Raw genomic sequence first — 25,959 nt, forward strand, 5'->3', positions numbered from 1 at the left:
GAGTCGTCGTGGGTCAGTCCAGGTCGTCGAAGGCGTCCGTGAAGTCGAGGTCGGCCATCGCGGCCACCGGCGGTGCCGCCACGCGCGTGGCGAAGTCCTCGCGGCGGCGTCCGGCGTCCGGGTCGTACACGTCGTCGTGGACGACGACCCACACCGTGACCTCGCCGCGCACGCCGTCCCGTACACCCCAGTCGTCGGCGAGCGCGGTGATGATGTTCAGGCCGCGACCGCCGTGCGCGGTCACCGAGGGCGTGGCCGGGGCCGGACGGGTCGGTCCGCCGCCGTCCGTCACCTCGACCAGGAGCCGGCCGCTCGGGTCCACCCGCCACGCGGCCCGCACGTCACCGTCCCCGGCGAGCGCGTCGCCCAGGGGCCGGCCGTGTTTGCACGCGTTGCTCAAGAGTTCCGAAAGGATCAGTACGGCATCGTCGATGACCGATTCGGCAACACCGGTGCTGCGCAACTGGTCACGCATCCGATGCCGTGCCTTACCCACGCCCGCAGGGCCATGGGGTACGGCCATGCTCGACGACGTGGGCACCTCCTGTGCCACCACCAACGCCACCCCCGAGACCTCCTTCGCCCCACGCCACGGTGTGTTTGCCCCATTGGCCTGTACCGGAAACCGGCCAATCATCGTCCGTGGACGCATTCACCGCCGTCGAACACGGACCGAACGCGCCGGAGCACTCCCCGTAATCAAGTGGCTGGATTTCTTCGGTGTGGCCGAGAGGTGAGGATGGGACAGCAAGCGCATGAGGGTCAAGAGGCATGGGTGACTGCTGTGACTGTCGTTACCGCCGCGTGCCTCACCGGGTGACCGAGGGCGGGCCCTCGCGAAGGCCCCGGCGGATCAACGCCCCAGTTGGTCCAGCACCGCGCGCGGGCGGTTGGTGATGATGGCGTCCACCCCGAGGCGGGCGCACAGCTCCACGTCCTCCGGCTCGTTCACCGTCCACACGTGCACCTGCCGTCCGGCCTGCTTCAGCCGCTCCACGTACCCGGGATGACCGCGCACGATCCGGATCGAGGGGCCCGCGATCCCCACGCCCGCCGGCAGCCGTCCGTCGCGCAACCGCGGTGAGACGAACTGCATCAGATACACCGTCGGCAGGGTCTGCGAGGCGGCACGCACGCGGTGCAGCGAACGCGCGGAGAAGCTCATGACACGGACCTGCGACTCCTCCGGCGAGGCCGGCGCATCCAGGCCGTACCGCTTGAGCAGGTGCAGCAGCCGCTCCTCGACCTGTCCGGCCCAGCGTGTGGGGTGCTTGGTCTCGATGGCCAGTTCCACCCGCCGCCCGGCGTCGGCCACGAGCTCCAGCAGCCGCTCCAGGGTCAGCACGGACGTCGCCTCGCGGTCCTCCGGCCGGAACTCCCAGTCCGGCTCCTCGTCCCGCCCGCGCCAGGCATCGCGGGTCTTCCAGGAGCCGAAGTCCAGCGCGGCCAGGTCGGCGAGCTCCAGGGCGGAGACCGCGCCGCGGCCGTTGGACGTACGGTTGACGCGGCGGTCGTGCACGCAGACGAGGTGCCCGTCGGCGGTCAGGCGGACGTCGCACTCGAGGGCGTCCGCGCCGTCCTCGATGGCCTTGCGGTAGGCGGCGAGCGTGTGCTCCGGCGCGTCCTCGGAAGCCCCGCGGTGGGCGACTACTTGGATGTGGTGGGGTCGTGCGTGGGTCACCGCGTCATGGTGCCACCGGGACGGGGTAGGCGGGGGACCGCGGGTGCGGTGAAAGCACGGTAAGCATATCGGTGGTACACCCCTTTAGTCCGACAGGTCCTATATAAAGGGTGGTCAAAGGGTTGCCGGGAACCCACAGCCACCGCTTACGGCCCCCTGACGGCTCGTGGGAAAAGCTGACGGCATACAAATGCACATGCACAGCGGCCCGCGTGCGTCCCAAGCCTGTGACCTGTGACCGTGACCGACAACGACAGCCGTGGATCGAGGAGAAGAGCTGTGAGCACCGAGAACGAGGGCACTGAGGTACCCCCGGCCCCGTCAGCACCTCCCGTGCCGGTGGAATCTCCCGCAGCCTCCGCCCACCCGCCCGCCCCGGCTCCCCAGGGCGACGCACCGGCGAACCCGGCCCCGGCCCGCCCGGACCAGCCGCCGACCGGCGCCGCGCCGGCGTCGGAGCTCCCCTCGACAGGCGCCGCAGCGTCACCCGAGCAGCCCCCGACGCAGACAGCCCAGTCACCTCAGGCGCCCCACACACCTCAGATGCCACCCGGCGCACCTTCCGCACCGGCGGCTGCCCCCGTCGGCGCCGCGCCGCACCCCGGAGCTCCCGGGACCGCGGCGGAGGCCGGCTGGCCGCCCCCGCCCCCCGCCACCCCGGCGTACGCCGGTGGCGGCAGTGGCGGCGGCGACCCGGCGGCCGGACACGGCTGGGGCGCGCCGTACCCGTCGCACTCCGCCTCGAAGCCCAAGTCCGGCCGCGGCGGCATGCTGGCCGCGATCCTGGTGGCCGCGCTGGTCGCTGGCGGCCTGGGCGGCGGCATCGGCTACACGCTGGCCAAGGACAACGACAGCACCGGCTCCACCACGGTCTCCGCGGCCACCAGCGGCGGTGACGTCAAGCGCGACCCCGGCACGGTCGCGGGCGTTGCCGCCAAGGCGCTGCCGAGCACGGTCACCATCCAGGCCGAGTCCACCAACGGCGAGGGCGGTACCGGCACCGGGTTCGTCTTCGACACCCAGGGCCACATCGTCACCAACAACCACGTCGTCGCCGACGCCGTGAACGGCGGCAAGCTGACGGCGACCTTCCCGAACGGCAAGAAGTACGACGCCGAGGTGGTGGGTCACGCGCAGGGCTACGACGTCGCCGTCATCAAGCTCAAGAACGCGCCGTCGGACCTCAAGCCGCTCCCGCTGGGCAACTCCGATCAGGTCGCGGTCGGCGACGCGACGATCGCGATCGGCGCCCCCTTCGGCCTGTCCAACACGGTGACGACCGGCATCATCAGCGCCAAGAACCGCCCGGTGGCCTCCAGCGACGGCTCCGGCAGCCAGGCGTCGTACATGAGCGCCCTGCAGACGGACGCCTCGATCAACCCGGGCAACTCCGGCGGCCCGCTGCTGGACGCGGGCGGCAGCGTCATCGGCATCAACTCCGCGATCCAGTCCACCGGCAGCGGTGGCCTCGGCGGCTCCGGCCAGTCCGGCTCGATCGGCCTGGGCTTCGCCATCCCGGTCAACCAGGCGAAGTACGTCGCCCAGCAGCTGATCAAGACGGGCAAGCCGGTGTACGCCAAGATCGGCGCGTCGGTCTCGCTGGAGGAGTCCAGCGGCGGCGCGACGATCACCTCGCAGGGCGCGGGCGGCTCCTCGTCGGTGGAGCCGGGCGGTCCCGCCGCCAAGGCCGGCCTCAAGGCGGGTGACGTGATCACCAAGCTGGACGACCGGGTGATCGACTCCGGGCCCACCCTGATCGGCGAGATCTGGACCCACAAGCCCGGCGACAAGGTGACGATCACCTACGAGCGCGACGGCAAGTCCCACACGGTCGAACTGACCCTGGGCTCCCGCGTCGGCGACAGCTGACCCGAGCGCCGCCCCGGCCGACCCGGTGGTCCTGCCCCGCGCCGCCCGCCCGGCGGCAGGGGCGGGCCGTGGACCGACACCCCGCGCCGCCCGCCCGGCGGCAGGGGTGGGCCGTGGACCGACACGCCGCGGGCATGAGCACCACGAGTAGCCCTGCCGACGCCATCAGGACTTCGTCCGCCGGCGGCCGGCCCCCCGGCGTCGGCGGTGCCGGGGGCTGCTGCCCCTGCCCGGATCAGGCAGATTCGAGGATCGGGCGGATCTCGACCGTCTCCGGGGTGGGGAGGCTCTTGGCGAGCTCTATGGCTTCCTCGGCCGGACACCCCGACGACGACATCGCCGTAACCGTCACCGCGGAAGCGGCCGGTGCCTTCGACATGCTCGAACCGGCTCTCGCCCGCTACGCCCTCGCCTGACCCGAGGCCCGGAAGAACGGCAGGACAGCGGCTTGCCGGGCGTCGACGGGACCGACGGGAGGCGGTCAGGGGGGACTTGGGGGATCGCGGAAGACGCGGGGGCAGTGGACCCCGTGTGGACCACGCGCCCGTACGACGCCGGAGGCCGGTAGGCTGTAGCCGCTCCGGCCCAGGCGGGCCGGGGCGAAGGTGGGTTGCCCGAGCGGCCTAAGGGAACGGTCTTGAAAACCGTCGTGGCGCGAGTCACCGTGGGTTCAAATCCCACACCCACCGCATCGGGAGAGCCTCTGACCGGCGAGACGGTCAGAGGCTCTCGTCCTTCCCGCACCCGTCCCTGCCACCGTTGCCTCCACGCCCCGTCGGCTCAGCGCGGTCGCGGCGGCCTCTCCCGCTGATCACGGTCGGTGGCCTGTCAGCCGGGCCGCCGACGCGATCGTGGCGCGTGCTTCGCGCTCGGTCAGGCCCGTGTCGAGGGCCGCGGCGATCAGGGGGGTCAGCAGGGTGGGGCCGAGGCCGTTTTCGTAGGCACGGCAGGCGGCCCAGAACAGGCGGGTGTTGCGCTGGCCCTCGTGTGCGGCGAGGACGAAGTGGACCAGGCCCTGGCCGTGCGCGTCCGCCGGCCGGTGGGGCGGGTGGTCGTCGCGAGGGGGCGGCAGCAGCAGGCGGAGCAGCGACGGCGGGCAGGGTGCCGGTGTCAGGTGGGCGCTGCCGGGGGCGACGGTGTACTCGCCGTGCTCGGTGCGGGAGCCGGGGCCGACCAGGTAGCCGCCGGCGCCGCGGATGTCGATGCCGGGGGCGAGGCGGCTCGCGGAGTTGGGGACCGCGGTGTCCGGAGGGCCGGTGAGCCAGAGGTGGCGGCCGCCCGAGGGGGTCACGACCACGACCGTGGGCGGGATCGTGAACAGATGGCGCAGGGCCAGCTCGCGCAGCGCGGTGGTGGAGTCGGTGCCGGTCTTGGTGTCGAGGTCGATGCCGATCAGGTGGTGCGGGGGCAGTCCGCAGGCGATGCCGTAACCCGTGGCCCAGGGGGCGGCGGCGAACAGTTCGCGGATGCGGCCGGGGTCGGTGGAGGCGTCGTACACGCCGTGGCCGAAGCGGCCGCACTCGCCGTGGCAGGGGGGCGTGCCCGCGGGGTCGTTGCGGTGGGGGGAGCGCAGGGCCGGGAGTTTCGTCCGGGACAGGGGGATGACGGCCAGGCCGCGTTCGGCGGCTGACAGGGCATGGGCGAGGGCCAGCGTCCTGGCCTGCCGGTCGGTGGGGGCCATGGATTCATTTTCGTACACGTGTTCGATGATGGGAAGGGGGAGCCGGTTCTCCGGAACGGCGACACGCCGCGGGTCGGCGGAACGGCCGGAAAGGTGACGGAACGGTTCACCTCTTGCGGTGCTTGGGGCGGACCTGTCCGAGGTGTCTGACCTGTGAGTGAAGGGGCGGTGAAAGGTGGTGATAGGGGTTTATCGACTTGTCATCACGCTTGAGGGCGAATAGCGCCTTCCGGGCTGGTTCGCCGGGGATTCGGTGGGCAACTCTGGTCTCGCGACGTCGTGCACAACCCTCGGGGCGGACGGCCAACTGCCCCGAAATCAGCCGTACTTGACGCGTGACCGGCCGCCCGGCCGGTGCGTGGGTCCCGATGGAGGAACACACATGGCAAGCATCCGTACCGCCCGCGTTCTCGCCGCTGTCTCCGCCCTCCCGCTGGCCGCCGCCCTCTTCGCCGGCGTCGCGACGGCCGACAACGGTGCCATCGCGGACGACGGATCGAGCGCGGCCGTCACCAACGCCGTCCAGGGCATCGTGGGCAGCGGCGTCGGCGGCCACAACACCGGAAACTCCTCGACCACACAGCAGCAGGCGATCGGCTCCGGCGCCTCCAACCAGAGCAACACGGCCCAGGTGAACGGCTCCGCGTTCACCGCGGTCAACCAGGGCAACGAGAACGTCGCCGTCAGCTTCTCCCCGCTGTGGTGGTGAGCTGAGGGGGCCGGCGAGTCTGCCGCCGGCCCCCTCGGTGCCCGTTCGAGGTGTGCTCTGTGGGTGGTTCACAAGGTCAGCGCGGCGGTGCTCCGGCACCGCCGCGCAGGCGTGTGCGCACAAGGCCGGCGCGGGCGTCCCGCGCGGGGGCCGCCACCGCCGCGCAGGCGTGTGGCGGGCGCCGGTGGCCGGGGCGTGGCGGCCGGCCGACCCTGGTGGCGGCGGGGGCCGTCGTACCGGCATCGGGGCTGGTCCGGGCCGTGGAGGCACGGCATTCTCGGGGTTCGTCCCGCAGGGGCGTCCACCCGTGGGTCCACCTCTGGGAGGTGGGGTGAGCCCCACCCCTACAACCTGAGGGGGACTCGGCTTCGGGACCTGCGGGTGATCCCCGACCACGCGGTCCGCTCCTAGCGTGGAGACATGACCACACCCGTCTGCACCAGCGCTTCGAAGGCCGCGACGTGGGCGCCGCCGTACACGTCCTTCTCGGCGTACGTCCGGGCCCGCCAGTCGGCGCTGCTGCGTACCGCCCGCTCGCTCACCGCGAACCCGAGCGACGCGGAGGACCTGCTGCAGACCGCGCTCACCAAGACGTACGTCGCCTGGGAGCGCATCGAGGACCACCGCGCGCTGGACGGCTATGTGCGCCGGGCGCTGGTGAACACGCGCACCTCGCAGTGGCGCAAGCGCAAGGTCGACGAGTTCGCGACGGACGAGCTGCCCGAGCCCGACCCCGTCCACGGCGACGACGACCCGGCCGAGCGGCAGGCGCTGCACGACGCGATGTGGCGGGCGATCACGAAGCTCCCGGCGCGGCAGCGGGCGATGGTCGTCCTCAGGTACTACGAGGATCTCAGCGAGGCCCAGACGGCGGAGGTGCTCGGCGTGTCGGTGGGTACGGTGAAGTCGGCGGTGTCGCGGGCGCTGGGCAAGCTGCGTGAGGACCCGGAGCTGGTACCGGCGCGCTGAGCCGGCCGGAGTCGTCGCTCACACCGACTTCGTGACCCACGGCGCAGTGATCGATCACCGCTCCCTAGTGACATACCGCGCGGTATGTGCGCAGAATCAGCGCAACCGTTACCACCGCGTAGGCGACGTCGCCCGGGAGGACGCCGTGCAGAGCACGATGCAGGACGTACCGCTGCTGATCTCGAGGATCCTGACCCACGGGTCGACGGTCCACGGCACCTCGCAGGTGATCACCTGGACGGGCGAGGGGGCACCGCAGCGCCGCTCCTACGCCGAGATCGGCGCCCGCGCCGCCCAGCTGGCGCATGCACTGCGCGAGGACCTGGGCGTGCGCGACGACGACCGGGTCGCGACCCTCATGTGGAACAACGCCGAGCACGTGGAGGCGTATTTCGCCATCCCCTCCATGGGCGCGGTCCTGCACACGCTCAATCTGCGCCTGCCCGCCGAGCAGCTGACCTGGATCGTCGGCCACGCCGCGGACAAGGTCATCGTGGTCAACGGTTCCCTGCTGCCGCTGCTGGCCCCGCTGCTGCCGCACCTGAAGACCGTCGAGCACATCGTGGTCACCGGTCCGGGCGACCGCACGCTGCTCGCGGACGCCGCGCCGCAGGTCCACGAGTACGAGGAACTGCTCGCCGGGAAGCCGACGGCGTACGACTGGCCGGAGCTGGACGAGCGGCGGGCCGCCTCCATGTGCTACACCTCCGGCACCACCGGCGACCCCAAGGGCGTGGTCTACAGCCACCGTTCGATCTACCTGCACTCCATGCAGGTCAACATGGCCCAGTCGATGGGCCTGACCGACCAGGACACCTCCCTGGTCGTGGTGCCCCAGTTCCATGTGAACGCCTGGGGCCTGCCGCACGCGACCTTCATGACCGGCGTCAACCTGCTGATGCCGGACCGGTTCCTGCAGCCGGCTCCGCTCGCCGAGATGATCGAGAGCGTGAAGCCGACCCACGCGGCCGCCGTGCCGACCATCTGGCAGGGCCTGCTCGCCGAACTGCACGCCAGGCCGCGTGACGTGTCGTCCCTGCACCAGGTCACCATCGGCGGCTCGGCCTGCCCGCCCTCCCTCATGGAGGCCTTCGACCAGCTCGGCATGCGGGTGTGTCACGCCTGGGGCATGACGGAGACCTCGCCGCTCGGCACGGTGGCCCGCCCGCCGGCTCACGCGGTCGGCACCGACGAGGAGTTCGGCTACCGGCTCACCCAGGGCCGCTTCCCCGCCTCCGTCGAGGCCCGCCTCACCGGCCCCGGCGGGGAGCGCCTGCCCTGGGACGGCGAGTCGGCGGGCGAGCTGGAGGTGCGCGGCCCGTGGATCGCCGGCGCGTACTACAACGGCCCCGACGCCGAAGCGCTGCGCCCCGCCGACAAGTTCAGCGAGGACGGCTGGCTGAAGACCGGTGACGTCGGCACCATCTCCCCCGACGGCTTCCTCACCCTCACCGACCGGGCCAAGGACGTCATCAAGTCCGGCGGCGAGTGGATCTCCTCGGTCGAGCTGGAGAACGCGCTGATGTCGCACCCGGACGTCGCCGAGGCGGCCGTCGTCGCCGTCCCCGACGAGAAGTGGGGTGAGCGCCCGCTGGCCACGGTCGTCCTCAAGGAGGGCTCGACGGCCGACTTCGAGTCGCTGCGCGCCTTCCTCGCCGAGGAGGGCCACATCGCCAAGTGGCAGCTCCCGGAGCGCTGGACGATCGTCGAGACGGTCCCGAAGACGAGCGTCGGCAAGTTCGACAAGAAGGTGCTCCGCAGGAAGTACGCACAGGGCGAGCTGGACGTCACGCAGCTCTGACACCGGGCGGCTGCCCAGCGCAGGGGCGGTCGGCCGCTTCCCCGAAAGGACGGGCGCGTCACCGACGTACGACGATGACGCGCCCTCCGCTCGGCCGCTCGGTGGCGTGCCCTCCGCTCGGCCGCCCGGCGGTCACGTCCCCCACCGCCGGGCGCCCTCCGCTCGCTCGCCCGGCGGCAAGACCACGCCCGCGAGATCCTCACCGGCGTACCGCCGTGGCGGTCCAGCCGAGCGTCAGCCAGGCCGCCGCCACCGCGCAGACCCCGCCCCAGCCGAAGTGGCCGAAGGCCGGGCCCGCCAGGGCCGAGGCGAGTGCGCCGCCGGCGAAGCCGCTGACCACGTAGGCGGTGTTGGCGGCGGCCGGGGTGGACGTGGTGGTCAGTGCCAGGGTCTGGTTGGCGACGTGGGAGGCGACCAGGGCGGCGTGGATCGCGATCGCGGCCGCGAAGAGCGCGGCGATGACGTGGCCGCCGAGCCAGAAGAGCGGCACCGACACCGCGGCGACCAGATAGGCCGTACGGACGACCTTCGCCGCGCCGAACCGGTCGACCAGGCCGCCGGCCAGCGGCGCGACCACGCTGGCCGCGAGCCCGAACAGGCCGAACAGCCCGGCTGTCGCGGTCGACAGGCCGTAGACCGGGCCCGTCAGCAGCAGGGCGAGCGAGGTCCACAGGGCGCTCCACGCCCCGAACATCCCGGCCTGCCGCACGCACGCCCGCCACAGGTCGGGCGAGCGGCGCACCAGCCCCGGCAGCGCGGCGATCCCGGCGAGGAAGCCGGCGCCGCCCTTGCGGGCCGAGGGCAGGACGACCGCGGTCGCGAGGCCCAGGGTGAGCGTCAGGACGCCCGAGCCCGCGAACACCCAGCGCCAGCCGAACGCCTGCCCGGCCAGACCGCCGACCACGCGGGCGGCGACGATGCCCGTGAACAGGCCCGCGATGACGGCGGCGACATGGAACGCCCGGCGGTCGGCGGGCGCCCGTTCGGCGACCAGCGGCACCAGCAGCTGCGGGATCACGGTCGCCGCGGAGGCGACGAACACCGCGCCCGCGAGCGCCCCGGTGCCGGGCGCGGCGGCTCCGGCGGCCAGCGCGAGCGTCGTGAGGACGGTGAGGGCGGTGACCAGCCGGCGGCGGTTGGCGGTGTCGCCGAGCGGGGCGAAGAACAGCAGGCCGACGGCGTAGCCGAGCTGGGCGACGGAGGCGATCCAGGCGATCGCCGGCGGGGTGGAGCCGAAGTCGCGGGCGATCAGCGGGAGCAGCGGTGCGGCGAGGTAGATGTTGGCGGCCGTCACCGCGGTGCAGAGGGCGATGAGGACCAGGAAGAGCGCGGAGGAGGGGGTACGGGGGCCTGCGTCGCGCACCACGCGGCGGCGGACGGCGGTGGATGCCGAGGACACGGGGGTCGAGGACATGGGGAGGGACTCCTTCGAGCCGGCTCTCACAACTAACTGGTTGGTTGGATGATGGGTCAACAGTCTGGAGGGCCGCTCGATTCCCTGTCAACCAAACAGTTGGTTACCCGAGGGGCTACCCTGTCGCCATGGCAGCAAGGGACCCGGAGGCCACCAAGGCCCGCATCTTCGAGGCAGCCGTCGCCGAGTTCGCCCGGCACGGCATCGCGGGCGCCCGCATCGACCGCATCGCGAGCGAGGCGAAGGCCAACAAGCAGCTGATCTACGCCTACTTCGGCAACAAGGCGGAGCTGTTCTCCCAGGTCCTGGGCCGCTCGATGGTCGACCTCGCCGCCGCGGTACCCGTCGACCCGGACGACATCGAGGGCTGGCTGGACCGCCTCATGGACTACCACGCCGCCCACCCGGAACTCCTGCGCCTGCTGTACTGGGAGGGCATCGAGTACGGCACCGCCGAGCTGCCCGACGAGGCCGAGCGCCAGGACCACTACGCCGCCAAGGTCGCCGCGATGCGCGACGGCCAGGAACGCGGCGTGATCAGCGACGCGATCCCGCCCGCCGACCTGCTGTTCCTGCTCATCGCCCTGGCCAACTGGGTCACCGTCGTCCCGCAGATGAGCCGCATCCTCGTCGGCGCCGACGGACCCGACCGGGCCCGCCTGCGCGCCTCGGTGAAGGAGGCGGCGCGCAGGCTGATCGCGCCGTAGACCGTCCGGGACCGGAAGGTCAGTTGGTCCCGATGCGGGCCAGCAGATCGACGATCCGCGTCTGCACCTCCGTGCTGGTGGACCGCTCCGCCAGGAACAGCACCGTCTCGCCCGACGCAAGACGCGGCAGGTCCGCCTGGTCGACGGCGGCGGTGTAGACGACCAGCGGGGTGCGGTTGAGCTGCCCGTTCGCGCGCAGCCAGTCCACGATCCCGGCCCGCCGGCGGTGCACCTGCAGCAGGTCCATCACGACCAGGTTCGGCCGGAACTGGCCCGCCAGCGCCACCGCGTCCGCGTCGCTCGCGGCCCGCGCGACCTGCATCCCGCGCCGCTCCAGCGTCGCGGTCAGCGCCAGCGCGATCTCCGCGTGCTCCTCGATGAGCATCACGCGCGGCGGATGCTGCTCACTGTCCCGCGGCGCGAGCGCCTTCAGCAGGACGGCCGGGTCCGCGCCGTAGGCGGCCTCCCGCGACGCCTGTCCGAGGCCCGCGGTCACCATCACCGGCACCTGAGCGGCCACGGCGGCCTGCCGCAGCTGCTGCAGCGCGGTCCGGGTGATCGGCCCGGTCAGCGGGTCCACGAACAGCGCGGCGGGGAACGCCGCGATCTGCGCGTCGACCTCCTCGCGCGAGTGCACGATCACCGGCCGGTAGCCGCGGTCGCTGAGCGCCTGCTGGGTGCTCATGTCCGGCGCAGGCCACACCAGCAGCCGACGCGGGTTGTCCAGCGGCTCCGGCGGCAGCTCGTCGTCCATCGGCAGCGGCGGGGGCGCGTCAGCGACCTCCACCGCGCCGCCCGGACCGTCCAGCGGCTCGGGACCCTCGGCGGCGTTCTCGTCCGGCGCCCCTATGGCGTACGACCGTCCCGCGCCCTCGGTGCCCGGCGCCACCAGCCGCGCCTGCCCGGCGAGCGACGGCTGCGGCACCGGGGTGCCGGGGCCGGCGGGGGCCGGCCGCTGGGCGGGTGCGCCCGGCGGGGTGGGTGTGGCGGGTGCCGTTCGTGCGGCCGGCGTGGACGGGTCGGCCGCGGGATGCGGACGGGCCGACTGCTCCGCGGCGCCGGCGCGCGTGGCGGGATCGGGCGGCGTGCCGAGCTTCCGGCGCCGACCGCTGCCGCCCGGCGCGTGCGGCGGCGGGGTGGCCGGCCCGGGCCGCACGGGCTGCGCGGCACCCGGGACCTGCGCCTGGGCGGCCTGCCGCGTGAACGGCACGCCCTGTCCCAGCGTGCGCACACTGATCGCCCGGCCCTGCGTGGAGTTCGGGTCCACCAGCCCGGGAGCCTCGGCGGGCAGCGGCTGCGCGGCCCGGGAGGCGGGGGTGCCGGCGGTGGGTGCGGGGGCGCCCGTGGGAGGTACGGCGGTGGCGTCCGCCGGGGGCACGGCGGCGCCCGCGTTCGGCGGCGCCGGGGCGGCGCCGGGGGTGGGCAGCGGTCCGGTGGCGTGCGGGGATACGGCGGTGGGCGCGGCCGGGGGTACGGCGGTCCCGGCGCCCGGCGTGGCGTGGGCGCTCGGGGCGGCGTCGGCGGCCGGCCACTGCTGAGGGGCGGGGGTGCCCTGCGGCGGGGTGCCCTGACCGGGGGCGGCCTCGGCGGGGAGCGGCTGGGCGGCGCCCGGCGCGGCGAGCGGGTGCGGAAGGCCGTGCGCGGGGACGGGCTGGGCCGGTGCCGCCCCGCCGGTGGCCTGCGCGGGGATCGGCCGGCCCGGGCCGGCCTGACCGCCCGACTGGCCGGGGTCCGGCTGCTCGGCCGGGCCGGGCAGGGGGTGCGGCGGGGTGACGGCGGTTTGCGGAGGGACGGGCATGCCGGGGGCGCCGTGGGCGGGGGCCGGCTGTCCCGGAGCGCTGTGTGCCGGGGTCGGCTGTCCCGGGGCGCCGGGCACGAGGAGGGGGCCGGCCGGAGCGGCCTGCACGGGGGCGGGCTGACCGGGCTGACCGGGCGTGGGCTGGGCGGGGATCGGCCGGCCCGGGGCCGGCTGTCCCGGGGACGCGGGGGCGGCGAGCGGCTGCGCGGCCGCGTCCTGGGCGCCGGGCGGAACGGCGGCGCCCTGGGGCGGAACGGCCGGGGTGGCCGGGGCGCCGGGAGCTGCGGGGCCCGTGGGGGTCGGCGTTGCGGGGCCGGCCGGGGTCGCCGAGGCCGCCGTCTCCGTCGTACCGGCCGGAGCCACCGGAGCGCCGGAAGGACCGGTACCGGGACCGGCGGGACCAGCGGGGGCCGTCGCCGTGGCGGAGGCGTCGGCAACTCCACCGGCCCCCGCGGCTTCAGGAGTGTCCGTCGGCTGGGCGGCCGCGCGGCGGCGTCGGCCGGTCGGAGCAGTCGTCGGGTGCGGCTGCGGCGGTGTGTGGTCACCGGAGCCGTCGTGCGGCGCGCCGTCGTGGCGACCGTGGGCGATGAGGACGTCCGCGGGCACACCGGGCCCCGGAACCGGAACCGGAACGGCCTGCGCGGCACCCGGCTGAGCCCCGGCGCCCGGTGCGTCGGGCCCGGCGAACGGTACGGCGGGACGGCCCGCCGGAGCCACCGGAGCGCCGGCCGGGGTGACGGGACCGCCGGTCGGGGGGAGGGCACTGTCCACCGCCGCAGCGGGGGCGTCCGCGGGGGTGTCCGGCGTGGCGTCGGCCGGGCGGTCGGCGTCGGCGGGCGGAAGGGCGAAGACGGTGCGCGGCGCGGCCTCCTGCGCGGCGGCGCGTTCCTGCGCGGCCGCGAGGGCACGGCGGCGCCGCCCGGTCGGCTGCGGAGCGTCCCCCGCGTCCGCGGGACCCCCCACGTCTCCCCCGTCCCCCGCGTTTCCGGTGGCAGCGGGCAGCGCGGGCGGCAGGGCGTTCTGCTCACCGCCGACGGCACGCCGGGCGCGCCGGCCGGACGGCGCGGGCACGCCCTGCGGCGGCACGGTCCCGCCCAGCCCGGTGCCGACGGCCGCGGTCCCGGCGGCATGCTCGTCGGCGGTCATCACGGCACCCTCGGCCGGGGCACCCGTCCCGTCCGGGGTCGCGACAGCGCGGCGTCGCCGCCCCGTGCCGCCGCCGGCCAGCTCCAGGGCCGCGCCCGCGTCCGGTGCCGGCTCCTCCTGGGGCGGCGCGGTCGCACGCCGGCGTCGCCGCCCGGTACCGCCCGAGCCCTCGGCGGCGGAGCCGGACGGCTCCTCGGCGCCCTCGAGTTCCAGGAACGCGTCGGTCGAGGAACGCCGGGCCCGCCGCCGCCCGCCACCGGAGGTCTGGCCGTCCGCGGGGTACTCCTCCGAGACCGGGCCGCCGGACCCGGCCACCCCGGCCGGGTCGGCCGTGACGGCTCCGGCGCCGCCGCCGAGCGGGACCTCGAGGACATACGCACTGCCGCTCATGCCCGGCACCTCGTGCGTCTGCAGCACGCCGCCGTGGGCGCGCACGATTCCGCGCACGATCGGCTCGTGCACCGGGTCCCCTCCGGCGTACGGTCCGCGTACCTCGATCCGCGCGACCTCGCCGCGCTGCGCCGCCGCGACGACGACGGTGTTGTCCATGTAACCGCCCGCCGAGACGGGCGCGTTGCCGGTGGCGTCGACCCCGGCGACGTCCGCGACGAGATGCGCGAGCGCGGTCGCGAGCAGCCGCGGGTCGACCTCGGCCTCGATGGGCGGGGCGTGCACGGCGAACTGCACCCGGCCGGGACCGATCAGCTCCACGGCTCCGTCGACCCCGGAGGCGACGACGGCGTCGAGCATGACCTTGGTCCGCGTGATCTGCTGCCCCGCGGCGTCGAGCCGCTGGTAGCCGAGGACGTTGTCGATGAGGGTGGTGATCCGCGCGTAGCCGGCGCTGAGGTGGTGGAGCACCTGGTTGGCCTCGGGCCACAGTTGCCCGGCGTCGTCCGCGGCGAGCGCCGACAGCTCGCGGCGCAGCTCGTCCAGCGGTCCGCGCAGGGAGGTGCCCAGGAGGGTCACCAGCTGGTCGTAGCGCGCGTTCAGCGCCTCGTAACGATCCTTCTCGCGCTCCCCGAGGGACGCGTAGCGCTCCTCGCCGGCCGCCAGCTCCTCGGCGTGCTTCTCGCGCAGCTCCTCCAGCTCCGTGACATGGCTCTGGCGCAGCGCGGTCAGGTCGGAGGCGTGCTCCTCGGAGAGCCGCTCCAGTTCCTCGGCGTGCGCCTTCTCCAGTGCCGCCTTCGCCTCCGCCAGGGCCTCGTAGGGCCGCCGGTCGGTGAAGGTCATGACGGCGCCCACGAGCTGGTCGCCGTCGCGCACCGGCGCGGTGGTCAGGTCGACCGAGACCTGCTCCCCGCCCTTGGACCACAGCACCTGCCCGCGCACCCGGTGCTTGCGTCCGGAGCGCAGGGTGTCGGCGAGCGGCGACTCGTCGTACGGGAAGGGGGTGCCGTCGGCGCGCGAGTGCAGCACGAGGTCGTGCAGCTCCTTGCCGCCGAGGTCGCTGGCCCGGTACCCGAGGATCTGCGCGGCGGCCGGGTTGACGAGCACGATCCGCCCGTCGGTGTCCGTGCCGACGACGCCCTCCGCGGCGGCCCGCAGGATCATCTCGGTCTGCCGCTGCGAGCGCGCCAGCTCCGCCTCGGTGTCGATGGTCCCGGACAGGTCGCGTACGACGAGCATCAGCAGCTCGTCGCCGGTGTAGCCGTAACCGTCGTAGGCCTGCTGGCCGTTCTCCAGATTCGCGCTGGTGACCTCGACCGGGAACTCGGTGCCGTCGGTGCGCCGGGCCATCATCCGGGTCGGCTTGGTCCGGGCCCGCGGGTCGATGTGGTCGGGCCGGCGCATCGAGCCGGGGATCAGCTTGGAGTCGAAGCCGGGCAGCAGGTCGAGCAGCCCGCGCCCGACGAGGGCGGTGCCCGGGGTCTCGAACGCCTCCAGCGCGATGGTGTTGGCGTTGACGACGGTGCCGTTGGCGTTGACCAGGACCAACGCGTCGGGCAGCGCGTCCAGTATGGCTGCGAGGCGAGCAGCGCCTCGGGATGGCCTGCTGCTCACGAGACGCTTCCTCCCTGTTACCGCACCTTGCCGACCGCTCGGGCCATCTTGCCAACCGCCCTGCGGCGTGTCACGCCGGGGAGTCTACGGGGAGCCGTTGCGTCTGCGATGCGGGATGAGACGGTTGCCCGGACGCCCCGGCGGCGGCCTCGCCCCGGCCGGCCGCCGGCCCTGGCCACACCCTTGCCGGTCCCGTGTGAGTCCGGTGAGAGTCCCATGTGAACCCGGGCGGCTCCGGAGTGACTGCCGCGCGAGTCCTTCTTCGAGACCGCTTTCCGTACCGCTTTCCGTACTGCTTTCCGCGCCGCTCTCCGTTGCGCTTTCCGCGCCGCTCTCCGTACCGCTTCCGGCGCCGCTGCCGTGTCGCGTCAGTCCCGCAGGTCGGGCAGCAGGGGCACGAACCGGTCCCACCGTCCGATCTCGCACCCGTCGCCGCGGTCGAACCGGGCGTCGACCGGACGCCCGGCCCAGGTGCCGGTCACATGGGCCGTGGCCGGGCCGCCGTACTGCATGGTGCACATCGTGCCCTCGGGCACCGGCGCGAAGGTCTCCTGGCCCCACCGGGTGTTGCGGTCCAGCGCCTGGCAGGCCCCGGCCGCGTCCGGATGGGTGCCGCTGTCCGGATGGCAGAACACCTCGTACGTCCCGTCCCGCCCCTGGCCTGCGCCCTGGACGGTGACGACGAGGTGATCACCGGTGCCGGGCCGGTCCTCGTCCCGCACGGGGGGAGGCATCAGCGAGCCGCTGCCGCTCTGGTCGTACGCGAGGGAGGGCGCCGCGGACAGCGAGCCGGCGGCGACGGTGACGGCGGTGAGGACGAGGAGACGGCGCAGTACGCCGGGCACCGACTGGGTGACGTGTGACATGACCTGTCTAACGCGGCCCGCGACGGGACGTTGCGCCGCACGACAAGGGCTTTGCCCTCCGGCCCGACTGCCTAGTACCGTGGGAGCCGATTGGTGGCACGACGCTCGACTGTGTCATCATCTGCACGCACCACTCGCGCTCGCGCGGGCGGCTGTGCTGGAGGCGTCGCCTAGTCCGGTCTATGGCGCCGCACTGCTAATGCGGTTTGGGCCTTAAAGCCCATCGAGGGTTCAAATCCCTCCGCCTCCGCGCTCGATCACCGAAGCCCCGGTCCGCAAGGACCGGGGCTTCGTCGTTCCCGAGCGCCGCGCTCCCGTCCGGCCGATCATGCGTATTGGGCGTTTGTGCAGGTCAGGCAGAGTCTGCCTAACGGATTTCACATGTCGGCGGCAGTCATGTAATGTTCTTCCTGTCGCCGCGAGCGGGCCGAAAGGAACGGGACCGGGGGCAAAACAAAAGAACAAGCACTCGTAGCTTAACGGATAGAGCATCTGACTACGGATCAGAAGGTTGCAGGTTCGAATCCTGCCGAGTGCACACAGGACAGAGGCCCCGGAGATTCTCCGGGGCTTCTGGCGTTTCTCCGAGCGGGGTCCCGTGCCGCCGCCGGTGACGGCCATCCGCAGGGAACCGGAGGCTCGGGCCATGCGGTTCGGGGCGACGCCTGAGGAACAACCGAAGGTTCGGCGCGCAGTTGTACGACACCGGGCGGTGAGCGGGCTGCGTGACGACCTTGCCTCGGGCCACGATCACGTCGGGCTGTGTCGTCAGTCGCGACGGATGTCCAGGGTGCGGGCGATGACCGCCCGGGCGATCTCGGGGGTGGTGCGGCCCTGGGCGAACGCCCGGGCGCGCAGCAGGAGGGCCGCCTCCTCCGCGCCGACGCCGAGCTGCACCATGAGCATCCCGGTGGCCTGGTGGACCTCCTCGTGGTCTGATTCCGCGCCCTTGAGCCATGTCCCGGCACCATCGTCAGCCGCGGAACGGTGGCCGAGCGCGACGACGGCCACGGTCACTGCGTCGGCGACCATCAGCGCCGTTCCCACCTGGTCCTCGCTCGGTGAGCCCGTCGTGCGCCGGTAGAGGTCCAGGGTGCCGAGCGCGGCGCCGGTGACCGCCAGCGGCAGGGAGAAGACGGCCCCCGCGCCCGCCTTGGCCGCCTGGTCGCAGAACAGGGGCCACCGGCGGGTGTCCGGGACACCGGACAGATCGGTCGCGAAGACGGGGGCGCGCAGCCGGACGGCCTCCGCACAGGGGCCCTCGCCCAGGGTGTACTGGATCTCCGCTATCCGGGTGGCCACGGCGTCGCTCGCGCACAGGACGACGCCGGTGTCCGCGTCCCGTCCGAAGACGGACACCGACACACCCGACACCCACGGCAGCAGTCCCGTGCAGGTCCGGCACAGCGCGTCCGGCACCTCGGCGGGCGGCAGACCCCGGACGCCGACGACGAGTGCCCGGGCGACAACGGCACGCCGGGAAGCGGTCCGCTGTTCGTGATCGTCGTCCTCGGACGCGCCGCCACCGGTCACCGCCACCGCCCTCACCTCCCCGCGGCCGTATCCACCACCGGTTCCACCGATCGCGCCGCACGGACCGGACTCCTGCGGTTGCGGCGACCGGCACGGGGAAGCGGACGGCGGTTCACGCCGTCCGGGTCTCCTGCGGCCGGGCAGGGGAAACCTGCGGGGATCGAGCGACGGCGGTGGCGTTGTCAGTGGCCGCCTCTACGCTCGGCGGTGATGGCACAGGTGTGGCGATGCACGGGGATGCGGTGGGCGGACCGCGGCCCCGAGCTGGTGTGGGACGGCGGCCGGCGCTCCGCGCTGACCTGGGGAAAAACGGTGGCCTTCGGTGTGGAGGAAGGGGGTGGGCGGACCTGCGTGGGGGCGCGGGGGCACCCGTGTCCGGGGCGGACGCGGGTTCCGGCGCGCAGTACGGGCGCGCGGTGCGAGGAGTGCGCGCGGCTGGAGCGGGCGCACTCCGTGGCGGCGGACACCATGGCCGACGACCCACGGCCCTATCACGTGTATCTGGCCTGGTTCGGCCCCGGCCTGGCCAAGGTCGGGATCACCGCGGTCGAGCGGGGGGCCGCCCGGCTGCTGGAGCAGGGGGCCGTCTGTTTCAGCTGGCTCGGGGCGGGGCCGCTGATGGCGGCGCGGCGGACGGAGGAACTGCTGCGGTCCGCGCTCGGTGTCCCGGACCGGATCCCCTACGCCGAGAAGCGGGCCGTGCGGGCGTGGCTGCCCCGCGCCGAGGGGGAGCGGGCCGCCGAGGTCGTGGCCCTGCACGCGCGGGCCGTGGCGCTCGGCGGGTGGCCGGAGTCGCTGGCGCGCGAGCCGTGCCGGGTCACCGATCACGCCGAGGCGTTCGGGCTGGGCCGGCTGGCGGCGCCCGTCGGGGAGGTGCGCGGGCTGGCCGCGGGAGGCGTGGTGCGGGGGGAGCTGGTCGCGGCGGCCGGGCCGGACCTGCATCTGCGCACGCCGCGCGGCGACGTCGTCCTCGACACGCGGCTGCTGCCGGGGTGGGGGCTGGTTCCGGCGCCGGGGCGCGAACTGTCCGTGCCGGTCGTGGCGTTGAGGGGGGAGACGCCCGCGCAGGACGGCTTGTTCTGAGCGGGGCGGAGGCCGTTCGCCCGCGGTGCAAGGTCGGGGGGCGTCGGGCGGGGGACTGTTCGCCCGTGGGACACGGCTGTCGGGCGTCGGGCGGGGGGCTGTTCGCCCGTGGGGCAAGGCTGTCGGGCGTCGGGCGGGGGGCTGTTCGCCCGTGGGGCAAGGCTGTCGGGCCGTGCGGCGGGGGCTGTTCGACCGTGGGGCAAGGTCTGTTCGACCGTTGGGTAAAAGGTCTGGTGGACGCCGCCGGGAGCGATCACGCTGGGCGCATGAGTGATCCCCAGTCCCTTTCCCAGCCGCTTTCCGAACCCTCTGCCCAGTCCCTCCCCCAGCACGGTCCCGTCCCCGTGCCCGCCCACGAACCCCCCTACTACGCGGTCGTCTTCACCTCCGTCCGCACGGCGGACGAGCAGGGGTACGCCGAGACCGCCGAGCGGATGGAGGAACTCGTCGGCAAGGTGCCGGGGTATCTCGGAATGGACCACGCCCGCAGCGCCGGCGGGCTGTCGATCACCGTCGGCTACTTCCGTGACGGCGCCGCCCTCGAGGCCTGGCGCGGCGACCTCGAACACCAGCGGGCCCAGCAGCGCGGACGCGTCCAGTGGTACGACCGGTACACCCTGCACGTCGCCAAGGTGGAGCGCAGCCACAGCTACGAACGCCCCGCCACCGACTGACCGTCCACCGGCCCCCGCGGCACGGGACGCGCGGGCCCGAGCCCCTTCCTGTCAGCCCCCTGTGCGTTTCTCAGGAAAATCACAGACGGGCGAAAGCCTCCTCTCAGAGGTCCCGGACAGGGTGGTCACCATGACCACGACCTCGCCCCAGGGGCGCACCGAACTGCTGAGGCCGGACGGGAGCCCCGTCCGGGTGCTCGTGGTGGACGACGAGCTGTCGATCACCGAGCTGCTGTCGATGGCGCTGCGCTACGAGGGCTGGCAGATCCGCAGCGCGGGGGACGGGCACGGCGCCCTCCGGACCGCGCGGGAGTTCCGGCCCGACGCCGTCGTGCTCGACATGATGCTGCCCGACATGGACGGGCTGTCCGTGCTCGGGCGACTGCGCCGCGACCTGCCGGACGTGCCCGTCCTGTTCCTGACCGCGAAGGACGCCGTCGAGGACCGGATCGCCGGCCTCACGGCGGGCGGCGACGACTACGTCACCAAGCCGTTCAGCCTGGAGGAGGTCGTGGCGCGGCTGCGCGGGCTGATCCGGCGTTCCGGCGCCGCGGACCGGCGCTCGGAATCCGTGCTCGTCGTCGGCGACCTCATGCTCGACGAGGACAGCCACGAGGTGTCCCGGGGCGGCGACCACATCCACCTCACCGCCACCGAGTTCGAGCTGCTGCGCTTCCTGATGCGCAACCCGCGGCGCGTGCTCAGCAAGGCGCAGATCCTCGACCGGGTCTGGTCCTACGACTTCGGCGGCCAGGCCAACGTGGTCGAGCTGTACATCTCCTACCTGCGGCGGAAGATCGACGCCGGGCGCGAGCCGATGATCCACACCCGGCGCGGCGCCGGATACCTGATCAAGCCCGCCGTGTCATGAGCGGACGGCGACGGCCGCGGACGCGGTGGCGGGGGCGACAGCCGCGCACACTGCGGACGCGGCTCGTCGTCGCGTCGGTGGTGCTGATCGCGGTGGTGTGCGCGGTGATCGGCACGGTGACGACGCTGGCGCTGCGCGGGCATCTCTACGAGCAGCTGGACCAGCAGCTCCACGAGGCCGCCGCACGCGCCGGGGGCGGTTTCGCGCCACCGGGCGCGGACAAGGGCGGTGCGGCGCAGGACGGGCGGCGGCAGGGCAGTCCGACCGACCCGGCCGAGTTCGTCACGCACGGCCCGCAGCCCCCGGGCACGGTCGCGGCCAAGCTGGTGAACGGCACCCTCACGGACGCGCAGCGCGGGGTGAAGTCCGAGAACGACTTCCAGATGAGTGCAGAGTCGCTGACCGCTGCCCAGGCCGCCGCCCTCGCGAAGGTCCCCCGGGACCACGCGATCCACTCCGTGGAGCTGCCGGGGCTCGGCGACTACCAGGTGACGTACGCCCACGGCCCGAACGGTGCCTACTACGTCGCCGTTCCCACCCACGAAACCGACTCCACCGTCAACACCCTCATCCTCGTCGAGGTCAGCGTCACAGCCGCCGGACTGGTCGCCGCCGGGATCGCCGGTTCCGTGCTCGTCGGCGTCGCCACCCGCCCGCTGCGCAAGGTCGCCGCGACCGCCACCCGCGTCTCCGAACTCCCCCTGCACTCCGGGGAGGTGAACCTCTCCGAACGCGTCCCGGAGTCCGAGTGCGACCCGCACACCGAGGTCGGCCGCGTCGGCGCCGCCCTCAACCGCATGCTCGACCATGTGCACGGCGCCCTGCACGCCCGCCAGCGAAGCGAGACACGGGTACGGCAGTTCGTCGCCGACGCCAGCCACGAGCTGCGCACCCCGCTCGCCTCCATCCGCGGTTACGCCGAGCTGACCCGGCGCGGCCGCGAGCAGGTCGGCCCCGACACCCGGCACGCGCTCGGCCGTATCGAGTCCGAGGCGGGGCGGATGACCCTGCTCGTCGAGGACCTGCTGCTGCTCGCCCGCCTGGACGCCGGCCGGCCCCTGCGGTTCGAACACACCGACCTCGTCCCGCTCGTCGTCGACACCGTCAGCGACGCCCGGGCCGCCGGCCGCGGCCACGTGTGGCGCCTCGAGCTGCCCGACGAACCCGTCGTCGTCTCCGCCGACCCGGCCCGGCTCCAGCAGGTGCTGGTCAACCTGCTCGCCAACGCACGCACCCACACGCCGCCCGGTACGACGGTCACCGCGCGCGTGCGGGGCGCCGGACCCTGGCTGTGCGTGGACGTCGAGGACGACGGGCCGGGCATCCCGCCCGACCTGCTCCCGCACGTCTTCGAACGGTTCGCGCGCGGCGACTCGGCCCGCTCCCGGGCCACCGGCTCCACCGGGCTCGGGCTCGCCATCGTGCAGGCCGTCGCGAGCGCGCACGGCGGTGCCGTGACCGTGGACAGCGTGCCCGGCCGGACCGTGTTCACCGTGCACCTGCCCGCGCTCACCGGGTACCCGGCGCAGGACTCACAGGCACAGCACAGCGCCACCACATGGGTGCAACAGGGCGCCTGACAACAGTCGTTCGCATGCGAACCGACTCTTCTCCCGGCACCCTGCCGGCGCGGGAGCACCTCCCGGCCGCCCCAGCCGGAACGCCTGTCCTGGACGTAGTGATCCCCGTCCACAACGAGGAGAAGGACCTCCGGCCGTGCGTCGAGCGACTGCACGAGCACCTCACCCGGACCTTCCCCTACGCGTTCCGCATCACCATCGCGGACAACGCGTCGACCGACACCACCCCGCAGGTGGCGGCGCGGCTGGCGGAGACCCTCGCGCCGGTGCGGGTGGTCCGGCTGGAGCTGAAGGGCCGCGGGCGGGCCCTGCGGACCGTCTGGTCCGCCTCGGACGCACCCGTCCTCGCCTACATGGACGTCGACCTGTCCACCGACCTCAACGCGCTGCTGCCGCTGGTCGCACCGCTCATCTCCGGCCACTCCGACCTCGCGATCGGGTCGCGGCTGAGCCGGAGTTCGCGGGTCGTGCGGGGAGCCAAGCGGGAGTTCGTCTCCCGCACCTACAACCTCATCCTGCGTGGCTCGCTCCATGCCCGCTTCTCCGACGCGCAGTGCGGCTTCAAAGCGATCCGGGGGGACGTCGCCCAGGTGCTGCTGCCGCTCGTCGAGGACAGCGGCTGGTTCTTCGACACCGAGATGCTGGTGCTCGCCGAGCGCGCCGGACTGCGGATCCACGAGGTGCCGGTCGACTGGGTCGACGACCCCGACTCGACCGTGCAGATTTTCAGGACCGCGACCGACGACCTCAAGGGCGTGTGGCGGGTGGGCAGGGCCCTGGCCACCGGGACGCTGCCGCTGGACCGGCTCACCCGGCCATTCGGCGACGACCCGCGCGACCGTGACATCGAGGACGTCCCCACCAAACTCGCCCGCCAGCTCGTCGGCTTCCTCGTGGTCGGCGGTCTGTCGACCGTCTTCTACCTGCTGCTCTACAGCGGCTTCCGGACCCTCACCGGCTCCCAGCTCGCCAACGCGCTCGCCCTGCTGGTCTCCGCGATCGCCAACACCGCCGCCAACCGCCGGCTCACCTTCGGGGTGCGCGGCCGTGGCGGGGCCGTACGCCACCAGGCCCAGGGCCTCGTCGTGTTCGGCATCGGACTGGCCCTGACCAGCGGTTCGCTGGCCGCGCTCGGTGCGGCCACCGCGCAGCCCGCGCACTCCACCGAGCTGGCCGTGCTGATCGCCGCCAACCTCGCGGCGACCGTGCTGCGCTTCCTGCTCTTCCGCGCGTGGGTGTTCCCCGACCACGACCCCATGCCCGACCCGAAGGACCGCCGATGACCACCCACCGCACCGACGACGTGGCCACCTGGGGCCCGCCCCCGACCGCTCCCCCCGGCACCGCCCCGTCGGCCGCGCCACCTCAGGCGGCCGCAGAGCCCCCGGCGGCCGCAGAGCCCCTGGTGGCCTCGGAGCCCTCGGACCGGCCGCGGGACCCCCGCTGGGCACGCCCCGCCTTCCTCGGCCTGCTGCTGGCCACCGCCCTGGTCTACCTCTACAACCTGAGCGCTTCCGGCTGGGCCAACTCCTTCTACTCGGCGGCGGTCCAGGCCGGCAGCAAGAGCTGGAAGGCGTTCTTCTTCGGCTCCCTCGACGCCGCGAACGCCATCACCGTCGACAAGCCCCCGGCCTCGCTGTGGCCGATGGAGCTGTCGGTGCGGCTCTTCGGTCTGAACTCCTGGGCGATCCTCGTCCCCGAGGTGCTGATGGGAGTGGCCACGGTCGCCGTCGTGTACGCGGCGGTGCGGCGCCGGTCCGGCCCGGTGGCGGGCCTGATCGCGGGTGCGGTGCTCGCACTCACCCCGGTCGCCGCGCTGATGTTCCGCTTCAACAACCCCGACGCGATGCTGGCGCTGCTCATGGCGACCGCCTGCTACCTGGTCGTCCGGGCGCTGGAGGACGGCCGGACCACGTGGCTGGTGTGGGCCGGTGTCGCGATCGGTCTCGCGTTCCTGGCCAAGACCCTCCAGGCGTTCCTGATCCTGCCACCGCTGGCGCTGGTGTACGCGGTCTGCGCGCCGGTGCGGCTGCGCAAACGGCTCGCCCAACTGGCACTCGCCGCACTGGCATTGGTCGCCTCCGGTGGCTGGTGGGTCGCGATCGTGGAGCTGTGGCCGACCTCTTCGCGCCCGTACATCGGCGGCTCGCAGAACAACAGCTTCCTTGAGCTGACCTTCGGCTACAACGGCCTCGGCCGCATCAGCGGCGACGAGACCGGCAGCGTCGGCGGAGGCGGCGGTCCCGGCGGCGGCACCGGCGGCGGCATGTGGGGCGCGACCGGCTGGAACCGGATGTTCGGCTCCGAGGTCGGCGGTCAGATCTCCTGGCTGCTGCCGACGGCACTGATCCTCCTGGCGGCGGCGCTGTGGGCCACGCGCAGGGCCCCCCGTACGTCGGTGACGCGCGGCGCGTTCCTGGTCTGGGGCGGCTCGCTGCTGATCACGGCGGCCGTCTTCAGCTACATGGCGGGCATCTTCCACCAGTACTACACGGTGGCGCTCGCCCCGTACCTCGCGGCCGTGACCGGCATGGGCGCCGCCCTGCTGTGGGAGCGTCGCAAGGAGACCTGGGCGGCGCTCACGCTCGCGGCGTCCGCGGTGGCGGCCGCGGTCTGGGGGTACGTGCTGCTCAACCGCACGCCCGACCACCTGCCCTGGCTGAAGTGGCTGGTGCTGGTCGGCGGATCGGCCGGGGCGCTCGGCCTGATCTCCGCGGGGCGCGTGACACGTCGGCTCGCGCTCGCCGCTGCGGCCGTGAGCACGCTGGCGGCGCTGGCCGGGCCGACGGCGTACACACTGAGCACCCTCGCCTCCGCGCACACCGGCTCCATCCCGACGGCGGGCCCGGCGGGCGCGAGCATGATGGGCGGCCGGGGCGGACCCGGCGGCGGCACGCGCGGCGGTTTCCCCGGCGGCGCGCTGCCGGGCCGGCAGGGTCAGCAAGGCCGGCAAGGTCAGGGCAACGGCTTCCCGGGTGGCGGCACGGGAGGCACGGGCGGCTTTCCCGGCGGCGGTATGCCGGGCCAGAACCAGGGCCAGAACCAGAACCAGAACCAGAACCAGGGACAGGGCCAGAACCAGGGCCAGTCGCCGGGCGCCGGGAACGGCAACGGCTTCCCCGGCGGCCGTACGGGCGCCGAAGGCGGCATGGGGGGCGGCGCCGGCGGACTGCTCAACGGCGCGAACGTCTCCGCCGAGGCCGAGAAGCTGCTTCGGACGGACGCCTCGAAGTACACCTGGGTCGCCGCGTCCATCGGCTCGCAGAACGCGGCAAGTTATCAACTGTCCACCGGGAAACCGGTGATGGCGATCGGCGGCTTCAACGGCACCGACCCGTCACCGACGCTCGCCCAGTTCAAGAGGTACGTCGAGGAGGGGAAGATCCACTACTTCATCGCCGGGGGCATGGGCGGCATGGGCGGCGGCAACGGCACGTCGTCCCAGATCACCTCGTGGGTGGAGAGCACCTTCAAGAAGGTGACGGCCGGCTCGGCCACCTTCTACGACCTGACCCGGAAGGCCAACGGCTGAGAAAGCCTGTTGTACACCGTATAGCGATGACTATACGGTGT

The 25,959-nt window shown here is 73.7% G+C and carries 19 protein-coding genes and 3 tRNA genes; 15 read left to right on the forward strand and 7 right to left on the reverse strand.

What is annotated here, in order from left to right:
* Positions 1-13: 13 nt before the first annotated feature.
* Entirely contained in the window at positions 14-652 is a 639-nt protein-coding gene (locus ACZ67Q_RS17300; RefSeq protein WP_471182467.1) for an ATP-binding protein, read from the reverse strand.
* Between the two features lie 201 nt (positions 653-853).
* Positions 854-1,681, reverse strand: a complete 828-nt coding sequence (locus tag ACZ67Q_RS17305) for a glycerophosphodiester phosphodiesterase (RefSeq protein WP_471182469.1) — start codon at positions 1,679-1,681, stop codon at positions 854-856.
* Between the two features lie 279 nt (positions 1,682-1,960).
* Here ACZ67Q_RS17305 and ACZ67Q_RS17310 point away from each other — a divergent pair, with 279 nt between their 5' ends.
* The 3 genes from ACZ67Q_RS17310 to ACZ67Q_RS17320 all read left to right on the forward strand — a co-directional run bounded on the left by ACZ67Q_RS17310 (position 1,961) and on the right by ACZ67Q_RS17320 (position 4,239).
* A complete protein-coding gene (locus ACZ67Q_RS17310; protein ID WP_471182472.1) occupies positions 1,961-3,550 on the forward strand; it encodes a S1C family serine protease in 1,590 nt (529 codons plus the stop codon).
* Between the two features lie 290 nt (positions 3,551-3,840).
* Positions 3,841-3,966 (forward strand): hypothetical protein, encoded by a 126-nt coding sequence (locus ACZ67Q_RS17315; protein ID WP_471182474.1) that lies wholly within the window; start codon positions 3,841-3,843, stop codon positions 3,964-3,966.
* Between the two features lie 188 nt (positions 3,967-4,154).
* Positions 4,155-4,239: transfer RNA gene (locus tag ACZ67Q_RS17320), tRNA-Ser, on the forward strand.
* A 122-nt stretch (positions 4,240-4,361) separates the two neighbouring features.
* Here the strand turns inward: ACZ67Q_RS17320 and ACZ67Q_RS17325 are convergent.
* Positions 4,362-5,231, reverse strand: coding sequence for a bifunctional DNA primase/polymerase (locus tag ACZ67Q_RS17325; protein WP_471182476.1), 870 nt, complete (start codon positions 5,229-5,231; stop codon positions 4,362-4,364).
* 382 nt (positions 5,232-5,613) lie between these two features.
* On the opposite strand from ACZ67Q_RS17325, the gene ACZ67Q_RS17330 reads away from it, so the two are divergent.
* The 3 genes from ACZ67Q_RS17330 to ACZ67Q_RS17340 all read left to right on the forward strand — a co-directional run bounded on the left by ACZ67Q_RS17330 (position 5,614) and on the right by ACZ67Q_RS17340 (position 8,710).
* Positions 5,614-5,940: a hypothetical protein gene (locus tag ACZ67Q_RS17330; RefSeq protein WP_361637974.1), complete on the forward strand. Its 327-nt coding sequence runs from the start codon at positions 5,614-5,616 to the stop codon at positions 5,938-5,940.
* A 420-nt stretch (positions 5,941-6,360) separates the two neighbouring features.
* On the forward strand, positions 6,361-6,909 hold the full coding sequence (locus tag ACZ67Q_RS17335; protein ID WP_471182480.1) for a SigE family RNA polymerase sigma factor: 549 nt from the start codon (positions 6,361-6,363) through the stop codon (positions 6,907-6,909).
* Between the two features lie 145 nt (positions 6,910-7,054).
* On the forward strand, positions 7,055-8,710 hold the full coding sequence (locus ACZ67Q_RS17340) for a long-chain fatty acid--CoA ligase (RefSeq protein ID WP_471182482.1): 1,656 nt from the start codon (positions 7,055-7,057) through the stop codon (positions 8,708-8,710).
* Positions 8,711-8,909: 199 nt separating this feature from the next.
* Here the strand turns inward: ACZ67Q_RS17340 and ACZ67Q_RS17345 are convergent, their stop codons facing one another.
* Positions 8,910-10,124 carry an MFS transporter gene (locus ACZ67Q_RS17345; protein ID WP_471182484.1) on the reverse strand — a complete coding sequence of 405 codons (1,215 nt, stop codon included), beginning with the start codon at positions 10,122-10,124 and terminating at the stop codon, positions 8,910-8,912.
* A gap of 128 nt (positions 10,125-10,252) precedes the next feature.
* Here ACZ67Q_RS17345 and ACZ67Q_RS17350 point away from each other — a divergent pair, with 128 nt between their 5' ends.
* Entirely contained in the window at positions 10,253-10,831 is a 579-nt protein-coding gene (locus ACZ67Q_RS17350; RefSeq protein ID WP_471182487.1) for a TetR/AcrR family transcriptional regulator, read from the forward strand.
* A 19-nt stretch (positions 10,832-10,850) separates the two neighbouring features.
* Here the strand turns inward: ACZ67Q_RS17350 and ACZ67Q_RS17355 are convergent, their stop codons facing one another.
* Together ACZ67Q_RS17355 and ACZ67Q_RS17360 are read right to left on the reverse strand one after the other, a co-directional pair.
* The gene (locus ACZ67Q_RS17355; RefSeq protein WP_471182489.1) at positions 10,851-15,779 is read right to left on the reverse strand and encodes a hybrid sensor histidine kinase/response regulator; all 4,929 of its coding nucleotides are present in this window, start codon (positions 15,777-15,779) and stop codon (positions 10,851-10,853) included.
* Between the two features lie 368 nt (positions 15,780-16,147).
* Complete coding sequence (locus ACZ67Q_RS17360) at positions 16,148-16,645, reverse strand: SSI family serine proteinase inhibitor (RefSeq protein WP_471182491.1); 498 nt, start codon at positions 16,643-16,645, stop codon at positions 16,148-16,150.
* Positions 16,646-16,804: 159 nt separating this feature from the next.
* On the opposite strand from ACZ67Q_RS17360, the gene ACZ67Q_RS17365 reads away from it, so the two are divergent.
* Positions 16,805-16,895, forward strand: a tRNA-Ser gene (locus ACZ67Q_RS17365).
* Between the two features lie 215 nt (positions 16,896-17,110).
* Positions 17,111-17,183 (forward strand) — tRNA-Arg (locus tag ACZ67Q_RS17370).
* Positions 17,184-17,413: 230 nt separating this feature from the next.
* On the opposite strand, the gene ACZ67Q_RS17375 is transcribed toward ACZ67Q_RS17370, so the two are convergent.
* Positions 17,414-18,184 carry a GAF and ANTAR domain-containing protein gene (locus ACZ67Q_RS17375; protein WP_471182494.1) on the reverse strand — a complete coding sequence of 257 codons (771 nt, stop codon included), beginning with the start codon at positions 18,182-18,184 and terminating at the stop codon, positions 17,414-17,416.
* 204 nt (positions 18,185-18,388) lie between these two features.
* On the opposite strand from ACZ67Q_RS17375, the gene ACZ67Q_RS17380 reads away from it, so the two are divergent.
* The 6 genes from ACZ67Q_RS17380 (at position 18,389) to ACZ67Q_RS17405 (ending at position 25,918) form a co-directional block, all read left to right on the forward strand.
* Positions 18,389-19,261, forward strand: a complete 873-nt coding sequence (locus ACZ67Q_RS17380) for a DUF2797 domain-containing protein (RefSeq protein ID WP_471182496.1) — start codon at positions 18,389-18,391, stop codon at positions 19,259-19,261.
* A gap of 266 nt (positions 19,262-19,527) precedes the next feature.
* Entirely contained in the window at positions 19,528-19,935 is a 408-nt protein-coding gene (locus tag ACZ67Q_RS17385; protein ID WP_471182498.1) for an antibiotic biosynthesis monooxygenase family protein, read from the forward strand.
* 130 nt (positions 19,936-20,065) lie between these two features.
* Entirely contained in the window at positions 20,066-20,806 is a 741-nt protein-coding gene (locus ACZ67Q_RS17390; protein ID WP_471182501.1) for a response regulator transcription factor, read from the forward strand.
* A complete protein-coding gene (locus tag ACZ67Q_RS17395) occupies positions 20,803-22,386 on the forward strand; it encodes an ATP-binding protein (protein ID WP_471182503.1) in 1,584 nt (527 codons plus the stop codon). Before ACZ67Q_RS17390 ends, ACZ67Q_RS17395 begins: the two co-directional genes overlap by 4 nt.
* Before the next feature lie 14 nt (positions 22,387-22,400).
* Complete coding sequence (locus ACZ67Q_RS17400; protein ID WP_471182505.1) at positions 22,401-23,669, forward strand: bifunctional glycosyltransferase family 2/GtrA family protein; 1,269 nt, start codon at positions 22,401-22,403, stop codon at positions 23,667-23,669.
* Positions 23,666-25,918 (forward strand): ArnT family glycosyltransferase, encoded by a 2,253-nt coding sequence (locus tag ACZ67Q_RS17405; RefSeq protein WP_471182508.1) that lies wholly within the window; start codon positions 23,666-23,668, stop codon positions 25,916-25,918. The genes ACZ67Q_RS17400 and ACZ67Q_RS17405 overlap by 4 nt, the downstream gene beginning before the upstream one ends.
* Positions 25,919-25,959 lie beyond the last annotated feature (41 nt).

It is taken from the genome of Streptomyces sp. NPDC036813, assembly GCF_055609245.1.

Bases quoted from the DNA above. Each gene is read 5' to 3' on its own strand.
- ACZ67Q_RS17345 (WP_471182484.1), bottom strand. From the start codon at position 10,124: ATGTCCTCGACCCCCGTGTCCTCGGCATCCACCGCCGTCCGCCGCCGC.
- ACZ67Q_RS17335 (WP_471182480.1), top strand. From the start codon at position 6,361: ATGACCACACCCGTCTGCACCAGCGCTTCGAAGGCCGCGACGTGGGCG.
- ACZ67Q_RS17400 (WP_471182505.1), top strand. From the start codon at position 22,401: ATGCGAACCGACTCTTCTCCCGGCACCCTGCCGGCGCGGGAGCACCTC.
- ACZ67Q_RS17360 (WP_471182491.1), bottom strand. From the start codon at position 16,645: ATGTCACACGTCACCCAGTCGGTGCCCGGCGTACTGCGCCGTCTCCTC.
- ACZ67Q_RS17300 (WP_471182467.1), bottom strand. From the start codon at position 652: ATGCGTCCACGGACGATGATTGGCCGGTTTCCGGTACAGGCCAATGGG.
- ACZ67Q_RS17395 (WP_471182503.1), top strand. From the start codon at position 20,803: ATGAGCGGACGGCGACGGCCGCGGACGCGGTGGCGGGGGCGACAGCCG.
- ACZ67Q_RS17325 (WP_471182476.1), bottom strand. From the start codon at position 5,231: ATGGCCCCCACCGACCGGCAGGCCAGGACGCTGGCCCTCGCCCATGCC.
- ACZ67Q_RS17330 (WP_361637974.1), top strand. From the start codon at position 5,614: ATGGCAAGCATCCGTACCGCCCGCGTTCTCGCCGCTGTCTCCGCCCTC.
- ACZ67Q_RS17380 (WP_471182496.1), top strand. From the start codon at position 18,389: ATGGCACAGGTGTGGCGATGCACGGGGATGCGGTGGGCGGACCGCGGC.
- ACZ67Q_RS17405 (WP_471182508.1), top strand. From the start codon at position 23,666: ATGACCACCCACCGCACCGACGACGTGGCCACCTGGGGCCCGCCCCCG.
- ACZ67Q_RS17390 (WP_471182501.1), top strand. From the start codon at position 20,066: ATGACCACGACCTCGCCCCAGGGGCGCACCGAACTGCTGAGGCCGGAC.
- ACZ67Q_RS17350 (WP_471182487.1), top strand. From the start codon at position 10,253: ATGGCAGCAAGGGACCCGGAGGCCACCAAGGCCCGCATCTTCGAGGCA.
- ACZ67Q_RS17385 (WP_471182498.1), top strand. From the start codon at position 19,528: ATGAGTGATCCCCAGTCCCTTTCCCAGCCGCTTTCCGAACCCTCTGCC.